This window comes from Psychrobacter sp. AOP7-C1-14, assembly GCF_052376135.1.
Taxonomy (GTDB): domain Bacteria; phylum Pseudomonadota; class Gammaproteobacteria; order Pseudomonadales; family Moraxellaceae; genus Psychrobacter.
Map to the genome: position 1 here is coordinate 191,524 of NZ_JBQSVH010000003.1, position 19,459 is coordinate 210,982.

General features: G+C 43.3%; 16 protein-coding genes. 6 read left to right on the top strand and 10 right to left on the bottom strand.

Annotation, left to right across the window (positions count from 1 at the left end; all coding sequences use genetic code 11):
- The first annotated feature begins 103 nt into the window (after positions 1-103).
- Entirely contained in the window at positions 104-898 is a 795-nt protein-coding gene (locus ACT3QN_RS04515; protein WP_444529062.1) for a hydroxymethylpyrimidine/phosphomethylpyrimidine kinase, read from the top strand.
- A 108-nt stretch (positions 899-1,006) separates the two neighbouring features.
- On the opposite strand, the gene ACT3QN_RS04520 is transcribed toward ACT3QN_RS04515, so the two are convergent.
- From ACT3QN_RS04520 to ppx, 5 genes are all read right to left on the bottom strand, one after another.
- On the bottom strand, positions 1,007-1,576 hold the full coding sequence (locus ACT3QN_RS04520) for a YggT family protein (RefSeq protein WP_444529063.1): 570 nt from the start codon (positions 1,574-1,576) through the stop codon (positions 1,007-1,009).
- A 119-nt stretch (positions 1,577-1,695) separates the two neighbouring features.
- On the bottom strand, positions 1,696-2,529 hold the full coding sequence (gene proC, locus ACT3QN_RS04525) for a pyrroline-5-carboxylate reductase (RefSeq protein WP_444529064.1): 834 nt from the start codon (positions 2,527-2,529) through the stop codon (positions 1,696-1,698).
- 177 nt (positions 2,530-2,706) lie between these two features.
- Positions 2,707-4,284, bottom strand: coding sequence for a tRNA lysidine(34) synthetase TilS (gene tilS / locus ACT3QN_RS04530; protein ID WP_444529065.1), 1,578 nt, complete (start codon positions 4,282-4,284; stop codon positions 2,707-2,709).
- A gap of 231 nt (positions 4,285-4,515) precedes the next feature.
- A complete protein-coding gene (locus ACT3QN_RS04535) occupies positions 4,516-5,319 on the bottom strand; it encodes an acetyl-CoA carboxylase carboxyltransferase subunit alpha (protein WP_444522629.1) in 804 nt (267 codons plus the stop codon).
- 177 nt (positions 5,320-5,496) lie between these two features.
- Positions 5,497-7,062, bottom strand: a complete 1,566-nt coding sequence (gene ppx, locus ACT3QN_RS04540) for an exopolyphosphatase (RefSeq protein WP_444529066.1) — start codon at positions 7,060-7,062, stop codon at positions 5,497-5,499.
- A gap of 459 nt (positions 7,063-7,521) precedes the next feature.
- On the opposite strand from ppx, the gene ACT3QN_RS04545 reads away from it, so the two are divergent.
- Positions 7,522-7,857, top strand: coding sequence for an Mpo1-like protein (locus ACT3QN_RS04545; protein WP_444529077.1), 336 nt, complete (start codon positions 7,522-7,524; stop codon positions 7,855-7,857).
- 120 nt (positions 7,858-7,977) lie between these two features.
- On the opposite strand, the gene ACT3QN_RS04550 is transcribed toward ACT3QN_RS04545, so the two are convergent.
- The 3 genes from ACT3QN_RS04550 to ACT3QN_RS04560 form a co-directional block, all read right to left on the bottom strand.
- A complete protein-coding gene (locus tag ACT3QN_RS04550; RefSeq protein WP_444529067.1) occupies positions 7,978-9,699 on the bottom strand; it encodes an AMP-binding protein in 1,722 nt (573 codons plus the stop codon).
- 264 nt (positions 9,700-9,963) lie between these two features.
- Positions 9,964-11,265 carry a glutamate-1-semialdehyde 2,1-aminomutase gene (hemL, locus tag ACT3QN_RS04555; protein WP_444529068.1) on the bottom strand — a complete coding sequence of 434 codons (1,302 nt, stop codon included), beginning with the start codon at positions 11,263-11,265 and terminating at the stop codon, positions 9,964-9,966.
- A gap of 137 nt (positions 11,266-11,402) precedes the next feature.
- Positions 11,403-11,756, bottom strand: a complete 354-nt coding sequence (locus ACT3QN_RS04560; RefSeq protein ID WP_427566095.1) for a zinc ribbon domain-containing protein YjdM — start codon at positions 11,754-11,756, stop codon at positions 11,403-11,405.
- 299 nt (positions 11,757-12,055) lie between these two features.
- Between ACT3QN_RS04560 and ygfZ the strand changes: the two genes are divergently transcribed.
- Positions 12,056-12,808 carry a CAF17-like 4Fe-4S cluster assembly/insertion protein YgfZ gene (gene ygfZ, locus ACT3QN_RS04565; RefSeq protein ID WP_444529069.1) on the top strand — a complete coding sequence of 251 codons (753 nt, stop codon included), beginning with the start codon at positions 12,056-12,058 and terminating at the stop codon, positions 12,806-12,808.
- Between the two features lie 93 nt (positions 12,809-12,901).
- Positions 12,902-14,227, top strand: a complete 1,326-nt coding sequence (locus ACT3QN_RS04570) for a D-amino acid dehydrogenase (protein WP_444529070.1) — start codon at positions 12,902-12,904, stop codon at positions 14,225-14,227.
- A 109-nt stretch (positions 14,228-14,336) separates the two neighbouring features.
- Here ACT3QN_RS04570 and ACT3QN_RS04575 read toward each other — a convergent pair whose 3' ends face one another.
- Together ACT3QN_RS04575 and ACT3QN_RS04580 are read right to left on the bottom strand one after the other, a co-directional pair.
- Complete coding sequence (locus ACT3QN_RS04575) at positions 14,337-16,535, bottom strand: molybdopterin oxidoreductase family protein (RefSeq protein WP_444529071.1); 2,199 nt, start codon at positions 16,533-16,535, stop codon at positions 14,337-14,339.
- 64 nt (positions 16,536-16,599) lie between these two features.
- On the bottom strand, positions 16,600-17,298 hold the full coding sequence (locus ACT3QN_RS04580; protein WP_444529072.1) for a TetR/AcrR family transcriptional regulator: 699 nt from the start codon (positions 17,296-17,298) through the stop codon (positions 16,600-16,602).
- A 210-nt stretch (positions 17,299-17,508) separates the two neighbouring features.
- Here ACT3QN_RS04580 and ACT3QN_RS04585 point away from each other — a divergent pair, with 210 nt between their 5' ends.
- Both ACT3QN_RS04585 and ACT3QN_RS04590 read left to right on the top strand, forming a co-directional pair.
- The gene (locus ACT3QN_RS04585) at positions 17,509-18,750 is read left to right on the top strand and encodes an NADH:flavin oxidoreductase/NADH oxidase family protein (protein ID WP_444529073.1); all 1,242 of its coding nucleotides are present in this window, start codon (positions 17,509-17,511) and stop codon (positions 18,748-18,750) included.
- Positions 18,751-19,185: 435 nt separating this feature from the next.
- The gene (locus ACT3QN_RS04590; RefSeq protein WP_444519895.1) at positions 19,186-19,389 is read left to right on the top strand and encodes a CsbD family protein; all 204 of its coding nucleotides are present in this window, start codon (positions 19,186-19,188) and stop codon (positions 19,387-19,389) included.
- Positions 19,390-19,459: the final 70 nt, after the last annotated feature.

The following is a 19,459-nucleotide window of genomic DNA, read 5'->3' on the forward strand; positions in this document are numbered from 1 at the left end:
CGTCTTATACCCAATCCACAAGTATGAGACTATGATAGATTTTTTAGTAATAGGTGGCTATAGTATTTATCACTTACTTTAAAATCTCTCAAAAGGAGCTGTTATGCGACCTGTCGCACTATGTTTTTCAGGATTAGACCCTTCAGGCGGTGCTGGATTACAAGCAGACATCGAGGCCATTGGACAGTCAGGGGCACATGCGGCCATCGCGTGTACGGCAGTCACTATCCAAAGCTCACAGCAGGTGTTTGGTTTTGAGGCTTGTGCGGCATCATTGGTAAAAGCTCAAGCTACTGCAGTCCTTGATGACTTGCCTGTTAGTGTTATCAAATCAGGTATGCTCGGTACCACTGATAACATTGCAATGTTGACTAGCCTATTTACTGATCAAATCATCGATAATAATACGCCATTTGTTTTAGACCCTGTATTGGTCGCGAATAGCGGTGGTAGTTTGGGCGATGAAGAGACGCTAGTTAGCGCATTCAAGAAACTACTGCCCTATGCTACCTTAGTCACCCCAAATACTCATGAGCTACGTGCCCTAAGCAGAGAGCAAGACTTACATGCTGGTGCACAAAAGCTATGCGCTCAAGGTGCTCATGCTGTACTGGTAAAAACCTCACATGATTTTGATAGTGGTGACATAGAGCAATACTTATATATACAGGGCGAAATGGTCCATAAAAGTACCTTGCCGCGCTTAGATGGTGAGTTCCATGGCTCAGGATGTTCACTCGCCAGCTTTATCGCTGGACGCTTGGCAATGGGCGATGCTCTTATCGATGCTGTACAAGCGGCAGATAGTTGGATTATCCAAACATTGCGGGCAGCTGATATACCGCATCCTGATGATGCGCAAGCTCAACTCATACCCAATCGCTTTGTTCGTTTTTAGCATATCTAACAAGCTATAGCTTACCTAAGTAGCAGATGCAAAAAAGGCGCTCTATATTTTTATAGAACGCCTTTTTTGTGACAGTGTTTAAATTTGATTATATTAGGCTTAACCCAACGTTGGTAACACACTCGCAGCCAAACCACCGATGAATATCTCTAGTAAATAAAATGCGAAGAAAGCAACCATTGGTGATAAGTCGAGCATACCTAAATTTGGGGTAATGCGACGAAACGGCTCTAGTATCGGCTCTGCTAAGCTCATAATGATACCAATAATCGGATGCTCAGATCTGGTAAACACCACAATCCAACTAACGATGATAGAACCAATCACCAAATAGCGACACATGCGTAAAAAGTCTAACAATAGGCTAGTCGTACCTGTAAAAAATAGCGGTACAGGCGCAATACCTTTATGCGTCAAGGCTGCCTTTCCAGAAATATCAATCAGACGAATCAAAAACATCAGCACGATAGCAGCAATACTAATACGGCCCTGTGCAACAGTCGGAAAAATACGCCCGAATACGTCGACAATATGCGTCGCTTTATAAGCAGGCGCAATCATCGGATTGCTCGCATCCATTCCCGCAAACTGCAACATAAAACGAATAAACACCAGCATCATAGCGAATGTGGTGACCAGATCAAAAACTTGAAATAACATGTTGTTCATGAAGTGCTACTCAATGTGACAATATTAACAGATTCTAGGATGACAAATGTCATTATCAGATGCTGATGATTACATAAGGCGTGACGTCAGTTATCACTCACAACACACCTTGTCAGTGTTTACTTACTCATCTCTTCACTTAACGCTTGGCTACGATCATAGCAAGCTTGCATGGCTTCGCCGATTTGACGACCAATTTCATTGGCTTGCATTGACTCAACTGCTGCCTGAGTCGTACCGTTCGGTGAAGTCACTTTACGGCGCAGTTCAGCTGGTGCATCATCACTGTTCATCGCCATTTTTGCAGCACCCAACATAGTCTGCATAGCAAGCGCTGAAGCTTGCTCTTTATCTAGCCCTAGTGCAACTGCCCCATCGACCATCGATTCAATGAAGTAAAACATATACGCTGGTGCTGAACCTGAGACGGCTGTGACTGCATGCATATGCTCTTCATCATCGACCCACATGACCAAACCTGATGCTTCCATAACGGCCGTTGCTAGCTGCTTCTGTTCTGCTGAGATATTATCTGTACCATAAAGGCCCGTCGCACCCATCTGAATCATAGAAGGCGTGTTTGGCATTGCACGGACGATATTGCTATATCCGCCTAACATGTTTGACAAAAGATCAGTCGATAAGCCTGCCGCTACTGAAATGACCAATTGAGTGTCTAGTACGTCAGCAAAAGCACTTACCACCACTTTCATCATCTGTGGTTTGACTGCTAGCACCACGATATCCGCATCGATTACAGCAGATTTTGGATCAGCCATTGGATCAACAGTATTTAAACCTTTGGCAGCTAATTGCTCACGTACATCGCTGCTAGGATCGGCGACCGTGATTAGATTTGGCTTGATGTCACAACCCACAAGCCCACTAATGAGCGCCTGTGCCATGTTTCCGCCACCAATAAAACTGATTTTTTTATTATCTAATACCGACATACTTGTCTCCTAGTCACAAAATTCAAAGGTATTCAACTTAACATACTGATATGTAAAACGACACTCAGTTTATCATACTGCTACTACCGCCGTTTGATAAATTCAAAATGTCATAACTGACATCAACCTGATAAAAATCAATGAGTCAGTAAACAAATATCAAAATTTTGATACTTTCTATTTTAGAGCAAGCTCGCTCTTAATGTACTCAGCCAATTGTTCGTTTTTAATATGGCTATCCATCTGCTCAGAATTCAAAAGCCAACTTTCAAATGGCGATACTATTAACAGAGGAGTATCAGTTTGTATGTCACTTTCACCCTCGAAGTCGTTTATAAAAGCGATGCTGACCACCATTAAGCTGTCTCGTAACCATAATGGAATCCCGAGCGTTTGATACAGCTTCTTACCTGCTTGTGGGCGCGTAGCCATCTCAGTTTTTAACCGTTGCGTACGGTCTAGCGGCGCTATTTTCAACACTGCCTGCTGTGCTATACCGTCCGCCCTGTTTTCTAGCACTTGTTTCAGCGCACCTGCTTTTATTTGCAAGTTCCAAATATAACGATCGCTACTACGTACGATGAGTGAGATTGGACTATTATCAGCTGAATGACTAAATAAATTGTTAGATAAAGTCAGTTTAGATAATGGTAGCACCTGCTCGATCAGCGGTACGTTGAGCCAAGATAGCCACTCGCTGCTCAGACGATAGAGCTTCTGACGATAGCGACGAACGGTATAGGATTGCTTGCGACCTTGCCAAAACAGTTCTGTTTGATGATCTTGGTCATCACGTTGACTGAGAGTTAGTACGTCATCGACGAGTTGCTTAGTCGGTGGTAACGGCTCATCTTGACCGAGCCAGTAATGTAATAATTGACGTTGACGATACAGTGGTAGTTTGTGTAGCTCATCAATATTTAGGACTTGCTGAGCAGATGATAACTGTAATGAAATAACTGCTGTCTGCTTCAAATCTGTAGCGGCTTGAGCGCTGACACTTGACTGTGCTTCACTCAATAGCTGCGCACTTCGAGCAATATTGTCAATGGCATTGGGGTTATACGTAGCCAATACCGGCATAATATCGCGGCGTAAACCGCTACGTACGTTATCGCCGCTGTCATTAGTAGGATCATCTATATAAGGTAACTCTAAGCGCTTGGCGTAGGCGCTGATAGTGGCGCGCCTGACAGTGAGCCAAGGTCGCCACAGCACATTGCGCCGATCACTTTGCGTTTGCACTCGCCATGTCTGCATACCTGAAAGACCGTTAACCCCAGCGCCTTGAATCAAGCGCATTAACACCGTTTCGGCTTGGTCATCAGCGTGATGTGCTAATAGCAATACATCGTCTTGGTTAATATAAGCCCGCATAATATTATAGCGTGCTTGCCGAGCGGCCTGCTCATCATGTCCGTTCACTTGTGCCTGTAAAATCTGACAAGATATCTGCTGCGCTTGCGCCCAATTGGCAACATGCTTGGCCCAGTGCTGACTATCCGCTTGTAGCCCATGATCGACATGTAACAGCTGCGGCAAACATAGTAATTTACCTTGTCGATAGAGCTGCACACACAGCGCCGCAAGCGCTAATGAATCACGCCCACCACTACATGCTAGCCAAAGACGACGACCATGCATCTGATCAATATACTCAGACATACTACTCAACAATGCGGTTGCTAGTGTCTCATCAACTGGCAAATCGGCAATTGATTTAATAGGATGTGAAATGATTGCACTGCTGGTCATAACTAACCTTAGTCATTAGGTGATAATATATTCATTACTATGCCGATGTGTGAGCACCTGTGTTAATTACTGCCTTGCGTTAAAAGTTTTATATTAAGAGCTTTACATAGTAACAGCCATAAAAAAACGCGCCATTAAATGACACGTTTTTATTTTAGCATTAAGATTTAGACTCTAATATGAAAAGTCCATTATTAGGTGGCTTAACAATAAAGGCGCCGTAGCAACTAATTAAGCAGGCAACATCACTTCTGAGTTAAAAGACTTTAGCTTTTCGTAGCGTAGCTCACAACGCTCTTGAGGGTCTAAATCTTTGATTTCATCAAGTTGTTCAGTAATCAGTGCTTTTAAGGCATTCATCACAGGTTGTGGCTGCACATGTGCGCCCTCACCCTCTTCGATAACAGCGTCAATCAAACCCAATTCATAAAGGTTAATGGCGTTTAGTTTCAGCGCTTCACTGGCATCCTGCGCTTTTTCAGCGGTTTTCCATAGGATAGAAGCACAGCCTTCTGGCGAGATCACTGAGTAAATGCTGTTTTGTAGCATATTTACTTTATCACCAACACCAATTGCCAATGCGCCACCTGAACCGCCTTCACCAATGATAGTCACAATCACAGGCACTTTCAGGCTAGAGAATACAGCGATGCTCTCTGCAATCGCTTGCGCTTGTCCGCGCTCTTCTGCACCAATACCAGGATAAGCACCTTGGGTATCCACAAAGGTCATCACCGGAATATTAAAACGCTCAGCCATTTTGACCAAACGAATCACTTTACGATAGCCTTCAGGGTTGGCCATACCAAAGTTATGAGCAATACGCTCACGGGTGCTACGACCACGATGCTGACCAATTACCATTACAGGCTGACCATCAAAACGCGCAAGACCGCCTAAAATGGCCTTGTCATCGGCAAAAGCACGGTCGCCATGCAACTCGTCAAATTCGGTAAAAAGCTGATTAACATAGTCCATAAATAATGGACGCTTGGCGTGTCGTGCAAGCTGCACACTATCCCAGACAGTGCTCATAGACGCTTCCCTTTAATAATTATACTTAATGTATTTATGTTTAAGAATAATATCGTTATCCGTGTTCAGATAATGAAAGTACAGTTGTAAACTCAATAGGAGCTATAGTAGCACATCTTATATGGCATGACATTATCGACAACGCCGCTTTTGTTACGTTAATCTTTAACTCGATACTTACAATGGTAACTGCTCAACCTCTTGTGACTCAGCCTCTTGAGCTTCAATAACGCTAAGCTGTATGCCCCATTTGGCAAACTGGTCAATCTCAGTGCGCAAATCTGCGAGCAAGAACGCGTAATGCTCACTACTATCGGCTAAAGTTATTTGCCAGCTGTTTTCAGTAACTACTTTTAGTTCTAGCTCTGGTAGCGCATAATCACTGCGGCTATGATGTGCCAGTACAGCGAGACGCAACAGCAAGCAGAGATAAACCAACTGATCGCCACCGATCTGACAGGTTTGATCTAACATATCGGCTTTGAGCTTGCGACGATGATTAAGCATCAGTTGCGCCATACGTTTTTGATCGACTTGCGAAAATCCTGGAATATCAGAATACTCAAGCAAATACGCACTATGCTTATGATAGCTGCTATGACTGATCGCTAGCCCTATCTCATGCAAAAAGGCAGCACGTCTGAGCAAGTCGCAATCATCATTGGTTAGCCTCAGCTGATCTTTCACTTGTTCAAATAAATGGCGACTGGTTTTTACCACTTGTTTGGCTTGCTTTTTGTCCCCTGAATAGCGCTTAATTAGTGCCAATACACTACGGTCACGCACATCTTCGCTAGCAAAACGGCCAAGCATATCGTACATAACACCTTCACGTAACGCGCCATCTGAATAAGTAATGGTTTCAACGCCCAACACTTTCATCACCGCGCGCAGTACTGCCACGCCAGCAGGAAATACCGCTTTACGATGTTCTTTGACGCCTTCTAAATCGATGTCATCAATATTGCCAATCTTAATCAGCAATTTCTCTAATTTTTTAACGCCTTTATAAGTAATGCGTTCTTGCTCATCAGCCCAACCTTTAGATACGAGGACATTACGCACTGCTTTGATTGTGCCGCTTGAGCCAACCACACTGCTCCAGCCCGTCTTTTGATAGCGGCCATTGATTGCTAAGACTTCTTTGCGCGCACCTGAAATCGCGCTACTAAAAGCTTCTTTGGTAATCAGGCCGTCAGCGAAGAATTTCTGCGTAAAAGAAACACAGCCCATCTGTAAGCTTTCAGTCAATAATGGGTTGAACTCTTGACCAATAATGAACTCTGTAGAACCGCCACCAATATCCATAACCAAGCGTTTATCACTACTCTCATTGGTATGCGACACACCTAAATAAATCAATCGCGCCTCTTCACGTCCAGCGATAATCTCAATAGGTTTTGGTAGAATTTTATTGGCATGAGAAATAAAGTCGTTGGCGTTTTTGGCTTGACGCAACGCATTGGTCGCGACCACACGAATACGCTCTGGTGGTACTGAATCCAAACGCGCTACAAAGCGGCTCAAACAATCGAGACCACGCTGCTCAGCGGCTGCACTTAGAATATTATTTTCATCTAAGCCTGCAGCGAGCTGTACCTTTTCAGACATCGAGACTACTTTTCGCACTTCCCCATGGTCAAGACGAGCAATAGCTAAATGGAAACTGTTGGAACCAATATCGATGGCTGCCATCATTTCATCATCGCCAATTGGCGGATTCGTAAGGTAGTCAATAGGCATAGGACAAGTCGTCACCGTGTTAGAGAGAGTGGATAGTTTACCAAAATCACGTGCTATATAGTTATAAAATCACATGTATAGAAAAAAGTAGTAACCACAAAAATCAGGGCAATTTCGTCATTAAAGCATTTATACCAACCACTCGCAAGCAATGCAAAACTGTAGCGGAAACATCAGGAAGTAACCTATGAGCTGACAGGCATCACCTCAGCATCTAGCGCTTGTGTTACTCATATCGGTTTGCTACATTGAAAGCTGTCAATATCATCATAAAAAACCGTTATTTACAGAATTTTTACCCGTATAGCTGACCTTATAAACCGTTAACTATTTGGTTGAAAATATCTGTGATTGATGGCTCTTAAACTCACCAGCAAGGAAGCTAGTCACATGAATCAGACCACCACAAAAGACGCTACCCAAAATACTGAAACCCCTACCAGTAGCGCTAAAAAAGACATGATAAAAACTGAAACATCGTCTAAGCAAGCATTTTATGATTTTTACTTAGATGAGCATCAAAATATGGCTTGCAGACGATTGCACTTCGCAGGCAGTAGTTTTGGCTTATTAGGACTGGCAAAGTCTGTCAAAGCTGGCTCAGCTAAGCCTTTGGTAAAGGGCATTGCCGCTGGATATGCCTGTGCATGGGTTGGACATTTTTTCTTTGAAAAGAACAAACCCGCTTCTTTTAAATTTCCATTGAAAAGCTTTATCAGCGATTTTCGTATGTATAGCGATGTGCTACGAGGCAATCTAAGCTTGCGAGATCGTAAATTTGATAAAGCGCGATAAAAATTAACCATCATATAAGTTAAATAAACAAAAACAGGGCTGCTAAAAATAGCAGCCCTGTTTTTGTTTATTTTAAGAATTATCTCGATGTCACTCTTATAAGTGAAATACACTGCTCATTTATCGCAGTTCTTTACGCAAAATTTTGCCGACCGCCGTCTTAGGGAGCTCATCGATAAACTCATAGGACTGTGGACGCTTATAACCAGTTAGACGCTTGCTCGCAAAATCCTGTAGCTCTTCTACGGTGAGATTCGCATCTTTTTTTACTACGAATGCTTTTGGCACTTCTCCGCTATGGTCATCTGCTACCCCGATTACAGCGACTTCGAGCACCTTAGGATGTTCAGTCAACGCAGCTTCTACTTCATTGGGATATACGTTAAATCCTGACACCAATATCATATCCTTTTTGCGGTCAACGAGCGTCAAAAAACCTTCGTCATTCATAACACCAATATCACCTGATCTAAAGTAACCATTTGAAGTAAAAGTATCCGCATTATCTCGCTGCCAATAACCTTGCATGACCTGCGGCCCTTTTATACAGACCTCACCCGGTGTACCTGTTGGGCACGTGTTCCCATTTTCGTCAATGATATGAATATCTGTCAAAGCAAGCGGCAATCCAACGCTGCCATTAAACTCTGTAATGCCAGACGGATTAAAAGAAATAACGGGCGCCGTCTCAGACATTCCATAGCCTTCACTAATAATCATGCCAGTGACTTGTTGCCATTGATCAGAGACTGCTTTGATAATTGCTGTGCCGCCACCGATAGATAAGGCTAAACGACTAAAATCTAGACTAGCAAATTTTGGATGATGCAGCATGCCAATAAATAATGTATTCACTGAAGGGATAATGTGAGGTCGGTGCTGTTCAATGGTATTTACTAAACCATCGATATCGCGTGGATTGGTGACCAAGATATCTTCCCAGCCACCATAAAGACCAAGCAAGCCGCAGACCGTAAATGAAAAAATATGATAAAGCGGCAAAGGATTGAGTATTTTAATCTGCTCGCTACGATTGGCTTCAATCGTTGTACCAAACATCGCATAGCACTGGCAGACATTGGCCATGACATTGTAATGAGTAAGCATGGCGCCTTTTGGCTTACCAGTGGTACCGCCTGTATATTGCAATAAAGCCAAATCTTCACGTTCAATCGTAACGACTTTGAACGCTTCTGAGTCATAAGCTTGCATAATATGCGCAAACGTTATGTTGTGCTTTGATGACTCAGTTGTCGATTCAGCTGAAGCACGTGTTTGCTCATCTGTGTTCGCAGATTGTACTGAGGCAATTTGACTAAGCAAGGCAATGTCATTACCAGCAACGCTAGGATCTATAGAACATCTGACCACCCATTTTAACTGCGCTTTAACTGTGTTATCTAGCTGCTCATAAGCAGTGCTCATACCATCTAGCACAATTAGACCACAGGCTTGAGCGTCGGTGAGCTGATGTGCCAATTCGTATTGGGTATACATGGGATTGACATTGACCAGTACCACACCTGCACGTAAGCAACCTAATAGCACTACGGCATACTGCAATATATTTGGCAGTTGTACCGCAATGCGATCGCCTTTCTCGATACCTTGCGCTTGTAAAAAAGCAGCAAAACGTCGACTGGCAATATCTAGCTGCCCAAAAGTGAGCGTCGCCGCACCCATACTAAAAGCTGGTAGCTCACTATGTTGCTCAATCTTTGGTTGCAGCAGGTCAAGAAGATTCTGCTTACCGTCTAATACATCTAAATTGTTGTCTAGGCCGTATTGGTCGTAAGTGGCTTGCCATAGTGGCGTGGTACTGCTAGAAGTGCTGGTATTCATTCGTTTGCATCCTTGCTTGATTGTCCGAGTTTATCTCAGAATATCATAACTTATTGTCTATTTTTCGGACGCCCAGGCAAGAACTGTATAAGTATCAGTCACGTTAAACGCTATACAAACAATCTTCGAAAATACTTTATCTCATTTCTAATATGATTATAAACAAGAGATCAATAAACAAAAAAACCAGCAAAGACCACAGGAAGATCTTGCTGGTTTTTTAGACTGCAACTTTTCAACGAGCTAATAGCTTAAGTGGCTAAGCTATGCTTTTGCCATTTCTGCAAATATCTCATCAGCTGCTTTGATTGACGCATCAATATCTTCATCGCTATGCTTGATAGACATAAAGCCCGCTTCATAAGCTGACGGTGCCAAATAAATACCGCGATCTAGCATACCGTGGAAGAAAGTATTAAATACGTCCATATCACACTCTGTCACGTCATCGAAGTTTTTTGGCGTTTCGGTTGCGCTGTCTTTAACAAAGAACATGCCAAACATGCCGCCAAGCTTATTGGTACGTAGATGAATACCATGTTTGTCAGCTGCTGCTTGGAAACCGTCTACTAGGCGATCAACTTTCGCTGCTAACTTATCGTAGAAACCCTCTGCGGTTAAGTCTTCAAACATGGCGATACCAGCACGCATCGCTAGCGGATTACCTGATAACGTACCAGCTTGATAGACACCGCCAAGTGGGGCGATGCAAGACATGACTTCTTTTTTACCACCGAAAGCACCAACGGGTAGACCTGCACCAATGATTTTACCAAAGCAAGTCAAGTCAGGAGTAATACCGAAGTGGGCTTGTGCGCCGCCCAGACCAACACGGAAGCCTGTCATCACTTCATCAAAAATCAATACTGCGCCATTAGCCGTACACTCTGCACGCAACGTATCATGAAACTCTTGTGTTGGGATAACCATGTTCATGTTACCAGCAATAGGCTCTAAGATAACGCAGGCAATTTCTTCACCCCATTTCTCAAAGCAGTCCTTAATCGCTTGCGGATCATTATAAGGAATCGTAATTGTGTGTTTGGCAAAGTCAGCTGGAACACCTTTTGACGTTGGCTCACCAATATCAAGCATGCCAGAGCCCGCTTTTACGAGCAGGCTATCTGAATGCCCATGATAGCAGCCTTCGAACTTAACGATTTTGTCACGCTGAGTATAACCACGTGCTAAGCGAATCGCACTCATAGTTGCTTCTGTACCAGAGCTGGTCATACGAATCATTTCCACGCTCGGCACGATGTCACAAATCTTGTCAGCGACAGTCGTTTCAAACGGCGTTGGTGTGCCAAAGCTCAAACCGTCATCAGCTGCTTTTTTTACCGCGTCGATGACTTTTGGGTGCGCATGACCCAAAATCATTGGACCCCAAGAACCAACATAATCGATATAGGCATTGTCTTCGGTGTCATAAATCTTGCTGCCATTGGCACGATGCATAAAGATTGGCGTACCACCAACTCCTGCAAAGGCGCGAACTGGCGAGTTGACACCACCTGGGATATGTTTACGGGCTTGCGCAAAGAGCTGGTCATTTTTAGTGCTCATAGTTATTCTCTACTTGTAGGTTATATGTTTTATAAACGCTATGTTTGCTAAATTGTATATCTTATAGCTGATGTATTTTTATACTGTCGTTGATTTTATATTTGTTTATTATCAAATCTTTCAAGCAGGTTTTGCTATTAAGCTTTTTTGACGACAGACGATTTAAGCTTCATTGGGCCATAGCCATCAAGTTTGCAGTCAATATCATGACCGTCAGTCGCATCTGGCAACAAGCGAATACTTTTCGCTTTTGTCCCTACTTTAATCACAATTGAAGAGCCTTTGACTTTTAGGTCCTTAATCACAGTCACCGCATCACCATCCTGCAGTTCATTGCCAACGGCATCACGTATAACTGCATCTTGCTCTTCAGCTAGTGCTGCATCAGTCTCAGCCGCCGTCCATTCATGAGCACACATAGGACATACTAGTAACGCACCATCTTCATACGTATATTCAGCATCACATTTAGGGCAATTTGGTAAGCTCATTATTTCCTCGGCAGCCGTTGTATATTAAGTTCATTGTAGAGCTGATATTGTACCGTAACTCACCATCTTTAACCAATTTGTACGGTTGAAAATCAAACCCTATGCCCAATTTAACACTTAACTCATCGCTTATTAGTGACGTTTTTTATGGCAGGGTTTTTTGTGGTACTCTTCTTAGCCTCATTTAGATTTATGTACATAAATACTGTCAATGATAAAAGCGACCATATAAATTTTTATCACTTCGATTTACCCACTATATTATTAATAAGTAAGCTCTTATCAGAAGGATAATAACAATGACTCAGTCTTCAAATCTATCAGCCGTACCGCAGTTTTCGCAATTAACTATCCAAGGCGAGGACGCCGAAAAATTCTTGCAAGGGCAATTAACTTGTGACGTTACCAAGCTCGGGCTCAGCTATCAGGCAGCCGCCATCGGTAACCTAAAAGGCCGTATCGAGTTTGGTATCTGGATCAAAAAACGGGCAGAAAAACATTATGATGTGGTTATTAGTGCTGATTGTGCTGATTCTCTACAAGCACATCTTAATAAGTACGGAGCGTTTTCTAAATTTAAAACCAGTGCACCAGCAGCAATTTATCCTTGCGTGCTAGCAGATGAGCCAACTTTTAGTCATAAAGATGACCATAATACCGATGAAGATACACAGGCTTGGATAGCGTGCAGCCTAGCCACTGGTAATTATTGGATCGTGGCCGCGACTCAAGGCGAGTTCCAACCACAAGAGCTGCGTCTACATCAGCGCGGCGGTATGGACTATGATAAGGGCTGCTATTTGGGTCAAGAAGTCATCGCTCGCATCTACTTTAAATCTGCGCCCAAAGCATTTTTGCATTATGTGCAAGGCACCGGTGAAGCACCAAGCGCAGGTGACAAGATCGATAAAATCCAAGTGGTCAATGCGATGAAAAATGATGAAGGCTTCACCGCTTTGGTCGTGGCACGTCCTGAACAATTGGCAGAAAGCGAATTGAGCATATTGGACTTGCCAGCTGCTCTACAGGTAGATGTTGCGCGTCCTAAGTAAAAATAGAAATCAAATCAAGCAAGTGACGCAGCAAAGGTGGGGGTAGTTTAATATAGAGCTACCGTCATAATTAACATGAGCATAGAGAATCCTATGGCACATATTGCGGTACTCGGAGCAGGCGTGGTGGGCGTAACCACCGCATGGTATCTACGTCAAGCAGGTTATGATGTGACTGTGATTGAGCGTGAGTCAGCAGCAGGTATGCAGACGTCATTTGCCAATGGCGGTCAAGTATCTGTTTCACATGCCACGCCTTGGGCCAATCCTGCGACCCCGATGAAAGCGCTCAAATGGCTGTTTAAAGAAGATGCTCCTCTACTCTACCGATTGCGGGCAGATAAAGCACAGCTCAAATGGGCCATGCAATTTCTGCAAGAGTGCCGCGCTGATAGAGCCGATGCCAATCTCGTACAAATGGTGCGCTTAGGTCTATATTCCAGAGATACTTTACAACAACTGCGCGCGGATATCGGTATCGACTACGAGCAACAAACACGCGGTATTATGCATTTTTATACTAATCAGGCAGAGTTTAATGCCGCTATCGAGCCAACTGAACGCATGCAAGTGCTTGGTTGTGAGCGTCATGTGATTGATATTAATAATGCTGTCAACTTAGAACCAGCGCTCTACCCAATTGCGCATAAGCTCACTGGAGCGACCTATACCAGCCGTGACGAATCTGGCAATGCGCATTTATTTACCCAGCGTTTAGCACAGCGCTGTATTGATGCTGGCGTACAGTTTTTATATGATACCGAGATTTTAGCGCTCAATACTGATGCTGCCTCTGCCCGTCCGCATGTACATAGCATTACCATCCGTCCAAAAGGTGAAAACGCGCAGACCTTTACTGCCGATAGCCATGTGGTCGCGCTTGGCAGCTATAGCGTACCTCTACTAAGACCATTAGACATCCATGTGCCTATTTTTCCAGCAAAAGGTTACTCGGCTACGTATACGGTAAATCCGCGTGCGCCGCACTTAGCACCCTTTGTCAGTCTGATTGATGATGAGTTTAAACTGGTCACTTCACGACTGGGTGACAAATTGCGAGTTGCTGGTACAGCAGAATTCAATGGCTATAACCTAGACTTAAATACCACACGCTGTGAGGCCATTACTCGCCGTGTGCAGCAGTTATTTCCAAAAGGCATCATCGCAAACTCTGTGCAATACTGGACAGGACTGCGCCCTATGACCCCGTCAAACGTACCCTTGATTGGTCGCGCACACTGCGGTCAAGTCAAGCACGGTAGTCATAACGCTTCAGCCACTTTTGACAATTTATGGCTCAATACGGGGCATGGTACATTAGGATGGACGCATTCTTGCGGCTCTGCAAAAGCCCTGAGCTTGTTAATCCAAGGTGAAACCCCTAACGTGGATTTTGATTTCGTGGGTACGAGTATTTAATCTAATAAGATAGTAGAGAAAACAACATACTCTAAGATTATCTATAAAAAAGAAGGCGCTCACTTTATATAAGCACCTTCTTTTTTGTTTCTCAAAAATTAATTTACCTTTATGCTAGTGCACCTTCCGCTATGGTCTCTGTAGCAGCAGATACACTATCTGCACTCATATTCAATACTTCTAGTTGTACAGGTACACCATTGACTGCAGCATTACCACTCAATTGGTCAATTAACGTCTCATCGGTCAAATCATTAACGCTGACACCTGCATGCGCTTGGGCAATCTTTTGTTTAACCCCTTTGCGTCCGTGACCAAAACCATGCGGGATGCTGACCACGCCTGGCATCAGCTCATCCGTCACTTCTGCTGCAACGACAACACTACCCACTCGAGAAGTCACTCTAACATCTTGACCATCTGCAATGCCATGTTGCGCTGCCGTTTTTGGATGCAGCATCAACGTACAGCGCGACTTACCTTTTACCAAACGATGGCTATTGTGCAACCATGAGTTATTACTACGTACATGACGACGACCAATTAGCAAAATCTCATCACTATTGTACTGTTGCACCATTTCTTTAACACGAACCAAATCTGACTGATAAAAATCAACATGAAGATGAATTTGTTTGTCGGCGTGCTTGATAGCCTTCGGCAACATACGGTGCAACGGACCCAAATCGATACCATGCGGATTTTCGACAAGTGCTTCAAATGTCACATCTTTATGAGGTCCATATTTTAGACCTTGCTCTAACAAAAATTTAGGACCAAATGCTTTTGTCGCGGCACGCTCTTTTTGTGTTGCTTCTGGCGCATCTTTGTCTAAGCGGTCTGCCAGCTCTAGATAAATTTCCCAGTCATGTTTGGTATCGTCTGTTTTATCAAACAAAACAGGAGAGTATTTGGCGACATTATGCACAGCAAAACCGTTAAAGGTAATGTCATAATGGTCACGCTCTAATGGTGATACAGGTGGCAAAATGATATTGGCATGGCGGCTGGTCTCAGTCACAAAGTAATCCAGTGAAACCATAAACTCTAGTTGTGATAATGCCTCGTCCAGCTTTTCACCGTTTGGCGTCGCAAGGACAGGATTACCTGCGACTGTGACAAAACCTTTTAGTTGGCCTTCCCCTTCTACCAGCATCTCATCCGCCATCGCTACCACTGGATATTCACCATTAAAATCTGGCAAGTTACTCACGCGGCTATGACGTTTCCCCAGATAGCCTGGGCCTGAGCTATTCACAACATCGACAGCAGGATTAGGGAACATCAATCCGCCCACTTCATCTAAACGGCCCGTGACGATATTAATGACCATAGATAAGTACTGGCTAAGCAAACCAAATTCTTGTACTGAAATACCCATACGGCCATAACAAACTGAGCTTTCTGCTTCACAAAACTCTTTGACGATACGTTTGATTTCGGCTGCGGTAATGCCCGTGATATCTGCTACTGACTCAGGCGTATATTGTTCAGCGAACAAAGCAAGCCTATCTATCTCTGGTGCCAAGGCGGCCGCTCTGCTATCGAGCTGGGCATAGCCTTGCGCATAGATTTCATTGAGCATAGCCAAGAGTAGCAATACGTCTGTCGCTGGACGAATAAAATGGTGTTCGCTAGCGATGTCTGCGGTTTCTGTGCGTCTTGGGTCAACTACTACCACCTTACCATCGCGAGCCTTGATATCTTTTAGCTTTTGACGCATGTTTGGCGCAGTCATAATACTGCCGTTAGAAGCCAACGGATTGCCACCGATGATAAGCATGTATTGCGTGTTGTTTACATCAGGAACTGGAATACGTAGCATGTGACCAAATAGATGCATGCTAATAATATGATGTGGCAACTGGTCAATGGAGGTGGCAGAAAAACGACTGCGCGTCTTTAAGCTGTTAAGCAGATGTTTGATGGTCAACATACCACCCATGTTGTGTACGTTAGGATTACCCAAGTAAACGCCCAACGCATTTTGGCCGTACTTTTGCTGTATGGACTGAATACCTGCAGCAACTTTATCCAACGCCTCTGACCAACTGATAGACTTCCAACCATCTGCCGTTCTCTCTACAGGCTGACGTAAACGGTCAGGATCTTCATGCAAATCTTGCAGAGCGGTGGCTTTCGGACAAATATAACCTTGTGAAAAGGGGTCATTTTTATCCCCTTTGATCGACAAGACTTTTTCGCCATCATGTTTTATTTCGACACCGCACATTGCCTCGCACAATGTACACGTTCTAAAATGCGTTTGCGTTTCGCCTAACGTTGGTGCAGCCGTGGTTGTGGCCATAGTCACTCTCCCTGTGTTGTTTTTTAATTCTAGATTTCATGACAATATTTTTTACTTATTATCACTACTGACCAGTATTGCTTCCGTGCAAAAAATTGGCGAACAGTGCATCAAAGCTGATACTCAATGTGGCAATCGCTTGTTGTCTTGAGTAACGCTGCTGATGACAGCCCAATATCAACTCATGTACTTGTGCTGCCGCCATGTCAACGCATAGATTGACAGCACTGCGCTCGCAAGAACGATTAGATAACTGCAATCCTTGAATAAATATCTCTGTCCATTCTTTTTGTATTTCAGTAATCAGATTGCCCAGTCCATTGTTTAGTGAAGACTGGCTTTCGATACTGTCACTAAACCTAGGACGATCTTCAAGCAAGTGCTGAAACAGCGCGATATTCTCAAATGCAGAATCAAAAATCATAATCAGACATTGTCGACATTGCTGATTAAACTGATCTTTACTCAAGACATCATAATCTTTGAGCATATTGACCCATGCCAGTCGCATCGGTGACAGATAGTTGTCTTTTAGTTGGGCACTCAATTCATTCTGTAACGCTTCTAAACTCTCAAAATGATTGTAAAAACTCGGCTGTGCAATACCTGCACCTTTGGCAATTTTATTCATACTCATGCCTTGAGCACCTTCCAAGCTGTATAATCGCAAGGCACTTTTTAACAACGCACGCCGAGTCTTGGCCTTCGCCATCTCACGTTTGGACTCTACTGGGACTGTCAAATTTTGCGTCAATACATTCAATGCAGAGATGTTCCTATTCGATAGATAATTAAATCGACACACCAGTAATTTACCTTAGGTGCTATTGTGCCAAAAAAATGTGATGATGACGGTCAATTAACGACAGCTATCATCTTAGCTATAAGGTTATAGTCATTTAAACCATATGTCTATAGCCAAACCCATAGTAGAACTCGTGCTTCACAAAACAATAATTTTTAGGCCGCTATCATGACTTCACCTGTTTTTTCCCCTTTAACGCTGCCTTGTAACGCCATATTACCCAACCGCTTAGCGAAAGCTGCTATGGAAGAAAACATGGCGGATGCTGGTCAAATCCCTGGCCCTACTCTACTCCGTCTGTATAAAAACTGGGCAAAAGGCGGGACAGGTCTGTTAATCACTGGAAACGTGATGATCGATGGCCGTGCTATGACAGGACCTGGTGGTGTCGTATTAGACAAACACAGTGAGATAGCGCCTTTTAAGGCATGGGCAAATGCTGCCAAATATAATAATACGCAGGTTTGGATGCAGCTTAACCATCCTGGCCGTCAAGTGTATGCTGCCATGGGCGGTGATGTGCTGTCCCCTTCAGATGTGGCTGTCGACTTGGGCAAGCACTCTCGTCTATTCGGCAAACCACGTGCGATGACACGGCAAGATATCGAGCAACTGATACAGCGGTTCGCTGATAGCGCAGTAAAAGCAGAACAAGCTGGCTTCAATGGTGTGCAAGTTCATGCAGCCCACGGCTATCTGATTTCTCAATTTTTATCACCGCTCACCAATAGACGTAAAGATGAATACGGCGGTTCAATCGAAAATCGTATGCGACTGTTGATTGAAGTAATCAAAGCCATTCGCGCTCAAGTTGCGCCTACCTTTGCAGTTGCTGTGAAAATAAACTCAGCAGATTTTCAGCGTGGAGGGTTTGATGCAGATGATGCTAAAGTGGTTGTTTTAGCGATGAATGAATTAGCGGTAGATTTGGTTGAGCTATCAGGTGGCAACTATGAAAGCCCAGCCATGCAAGGAAGTACAGCAGATGGTCGCACGTTGCAACGAGAAGCGTACTTTTTAGACTTTGCAAAAGAGATTGCTCAAGTCGCTACCATGCCTATCATGACGACAGGTGGCGTTAGACGGTTGGCTGTTGCGGAAGAAGTATTATCTCAAGGAGTTGACGTGGTCGGTATGGGAACAGCATTGGCCATGAACCCTTCTCTACCAAATGACTGGAAGAATGATAGTTCGCTCAGTGCTCATAACCCTGTGGTACGCTGGAAGGATAAGACCTTAAGTGCGGTTGCTACAATGGCCGTCATCAAACGACAACTACAGCATATGGGCCAAGGAAAATCGTCTAAACCAAATACCTCACCAATTTTCTCACTAATTTCTGATCGTATACGAATAAGAAAACTGACTAAGCGCTATCATTACTACTTAAATAAATATTCAGCGAGATGAATTTTAACTGATTTAAAAATTAATAAAAAAGCAGATACTCAAAAATTGAGTATCTGCTTTTTTATTTTTCTAAATACTTTTTATAAAATAATATATTTTCTTAATATTTATAAGAAAACAACTAGCTAAAGGAAATTACTATCACATATAGCAAACGCGTTTTACGTGGTACTACTACAGTAGCTCTATATATAACACTTAGTAAACGCTCACTATAATTAAGTAACACTATAAACATAGCATATACAGACAGCTAGATTAAAAAATCCTATATTTAATATCACAAGGAATTGAGAACTAATTAATTATCCTTGTGTAATATGAACAGAATAAAAATTAAATAGTATTGCTATTAGTTGATATTGCGAAATAGAAACTAAGATAATTATTAAGAAATAAACCACACGCAACAAGTTCAACAAAAGGAATAATATAATGAACGAACATACTCTAAAAGGCGAATGGAACCAAATGAAAGGTTCAGTTAAACAGAAATGGGCTGAACTTACAGATGATGATCTCACTCACATCGAAGGTAGCCGCGATAAACTAGTAGGCCGCGTACAAGAACGCTATGGTCATAGCAAAGAAGACGCAGAGCGTGAAGTAGATGATTGGCGTGTAGAAAATAAATACTAATCGGCTTGTTTAACACCTATCTTATTGAGTGGAATAAAAAGCCGTATAACAACATATGCGGCTTTTTTAT

Coding starts and splice junctions, on each gene's coding strand:
- ACT3QN_RS04515 (WP_444529062.1), top strand. CDS start 104: ATGCGACCTGTCGCACTATGTTTTTCAGGATTAGACCCTTCAGGCGGT.
- ACT3QN_RS04520 (WP_444529063.1), bottom strand. CDS start 1,576: ATGAACAACATGTTATTTCAAGTTTTTGATCTGGTCACCACATTCGCT.
- proC (WP_444529064.1), bottom strand. CDS start 2,529: ATGTCGGTATTAGATAATAAAAAAATCAGTTTTATTGGTGGCGGAAAC.
- tilS (WP_444529065.1), bottom strand. CDS start 4,284: ATGACCAGCAGTGCAATCATTTCACATCCTATTAAATCAATTGCCGAT.
- ACT3QN_RS04535 (WP_444522629.1), bottom strand. CDS start 5,319: ATGAGCACTGTCTGGGATAGTGTGCAGCTTGCACGACACGCCAAGCGT.
- ppx (WP_444529066.1), bottom strand. CDS start 7,062: ATGCCTATTGACTACCTTACGAATCCGCCAATTGGCGATGATGAAATG.
- ACT3QN_RS04545 (WP_444529077.1), top strand. CDS start 7,522: ATGATAAAAACTGAAACATCGTCTAAGCAAGCATTTTATGATTTTTAC.
- ACT3QN_RS04550 (WP_444529067.1), bottom strand. CDS start 9,699: ATGAATACCAGCACTTCTAGCAGTACCACGCCACTATGGCAAGCCACT.
- hemL (WP_444529068.1), bottom strand. CDS start 11,265: ATGAGCACTAAAAATGACCAGCTCTTTGCGCAAGCCCGTAAACATATC.
- ACT3QN_RS04560 (WP_427566095.1), bottom strand. CDS start 11,756: ATGAGCTTACCAAATTGCCCTAAATGTGATGCTGAATATACGTATGAA.
- ygfZ (WP_444529069.1), top strand. CDS start 12,056: ATGACTCAGTCTTCAAATCTATCAGCCGTACCGCAGTTTTCGCAATTA.
- ACT3QN_RS04570 (WP_444529070.1), top strand. CDS start 12,902: ATGGCACATATTGCGGTACTCGGAGCAGGCGTGGTGGGCGTAACCACC.
- ACT3QN_RS04575 (WP_444529071.1), bottom strand. CDS start 16,535: ATGGCCACAACCACGGCTGCACCAACGTTAGGCGAAACGCAAACGCAT.
- ACT3QN_RS04585 (WP_444529073.1), top strand. CDS start 17,509: ATGACTTCACCTGTTTTTTCCCCTTTAACGCTGCCTTGTAACGCCATA.
- ACT3QN_RS04590 (WP_444519895.1), top strand. CDS start 19,186: ATGAACGAACATACTCTAAAAGGCGAATGGAACCAAATGAAAGGTTCA.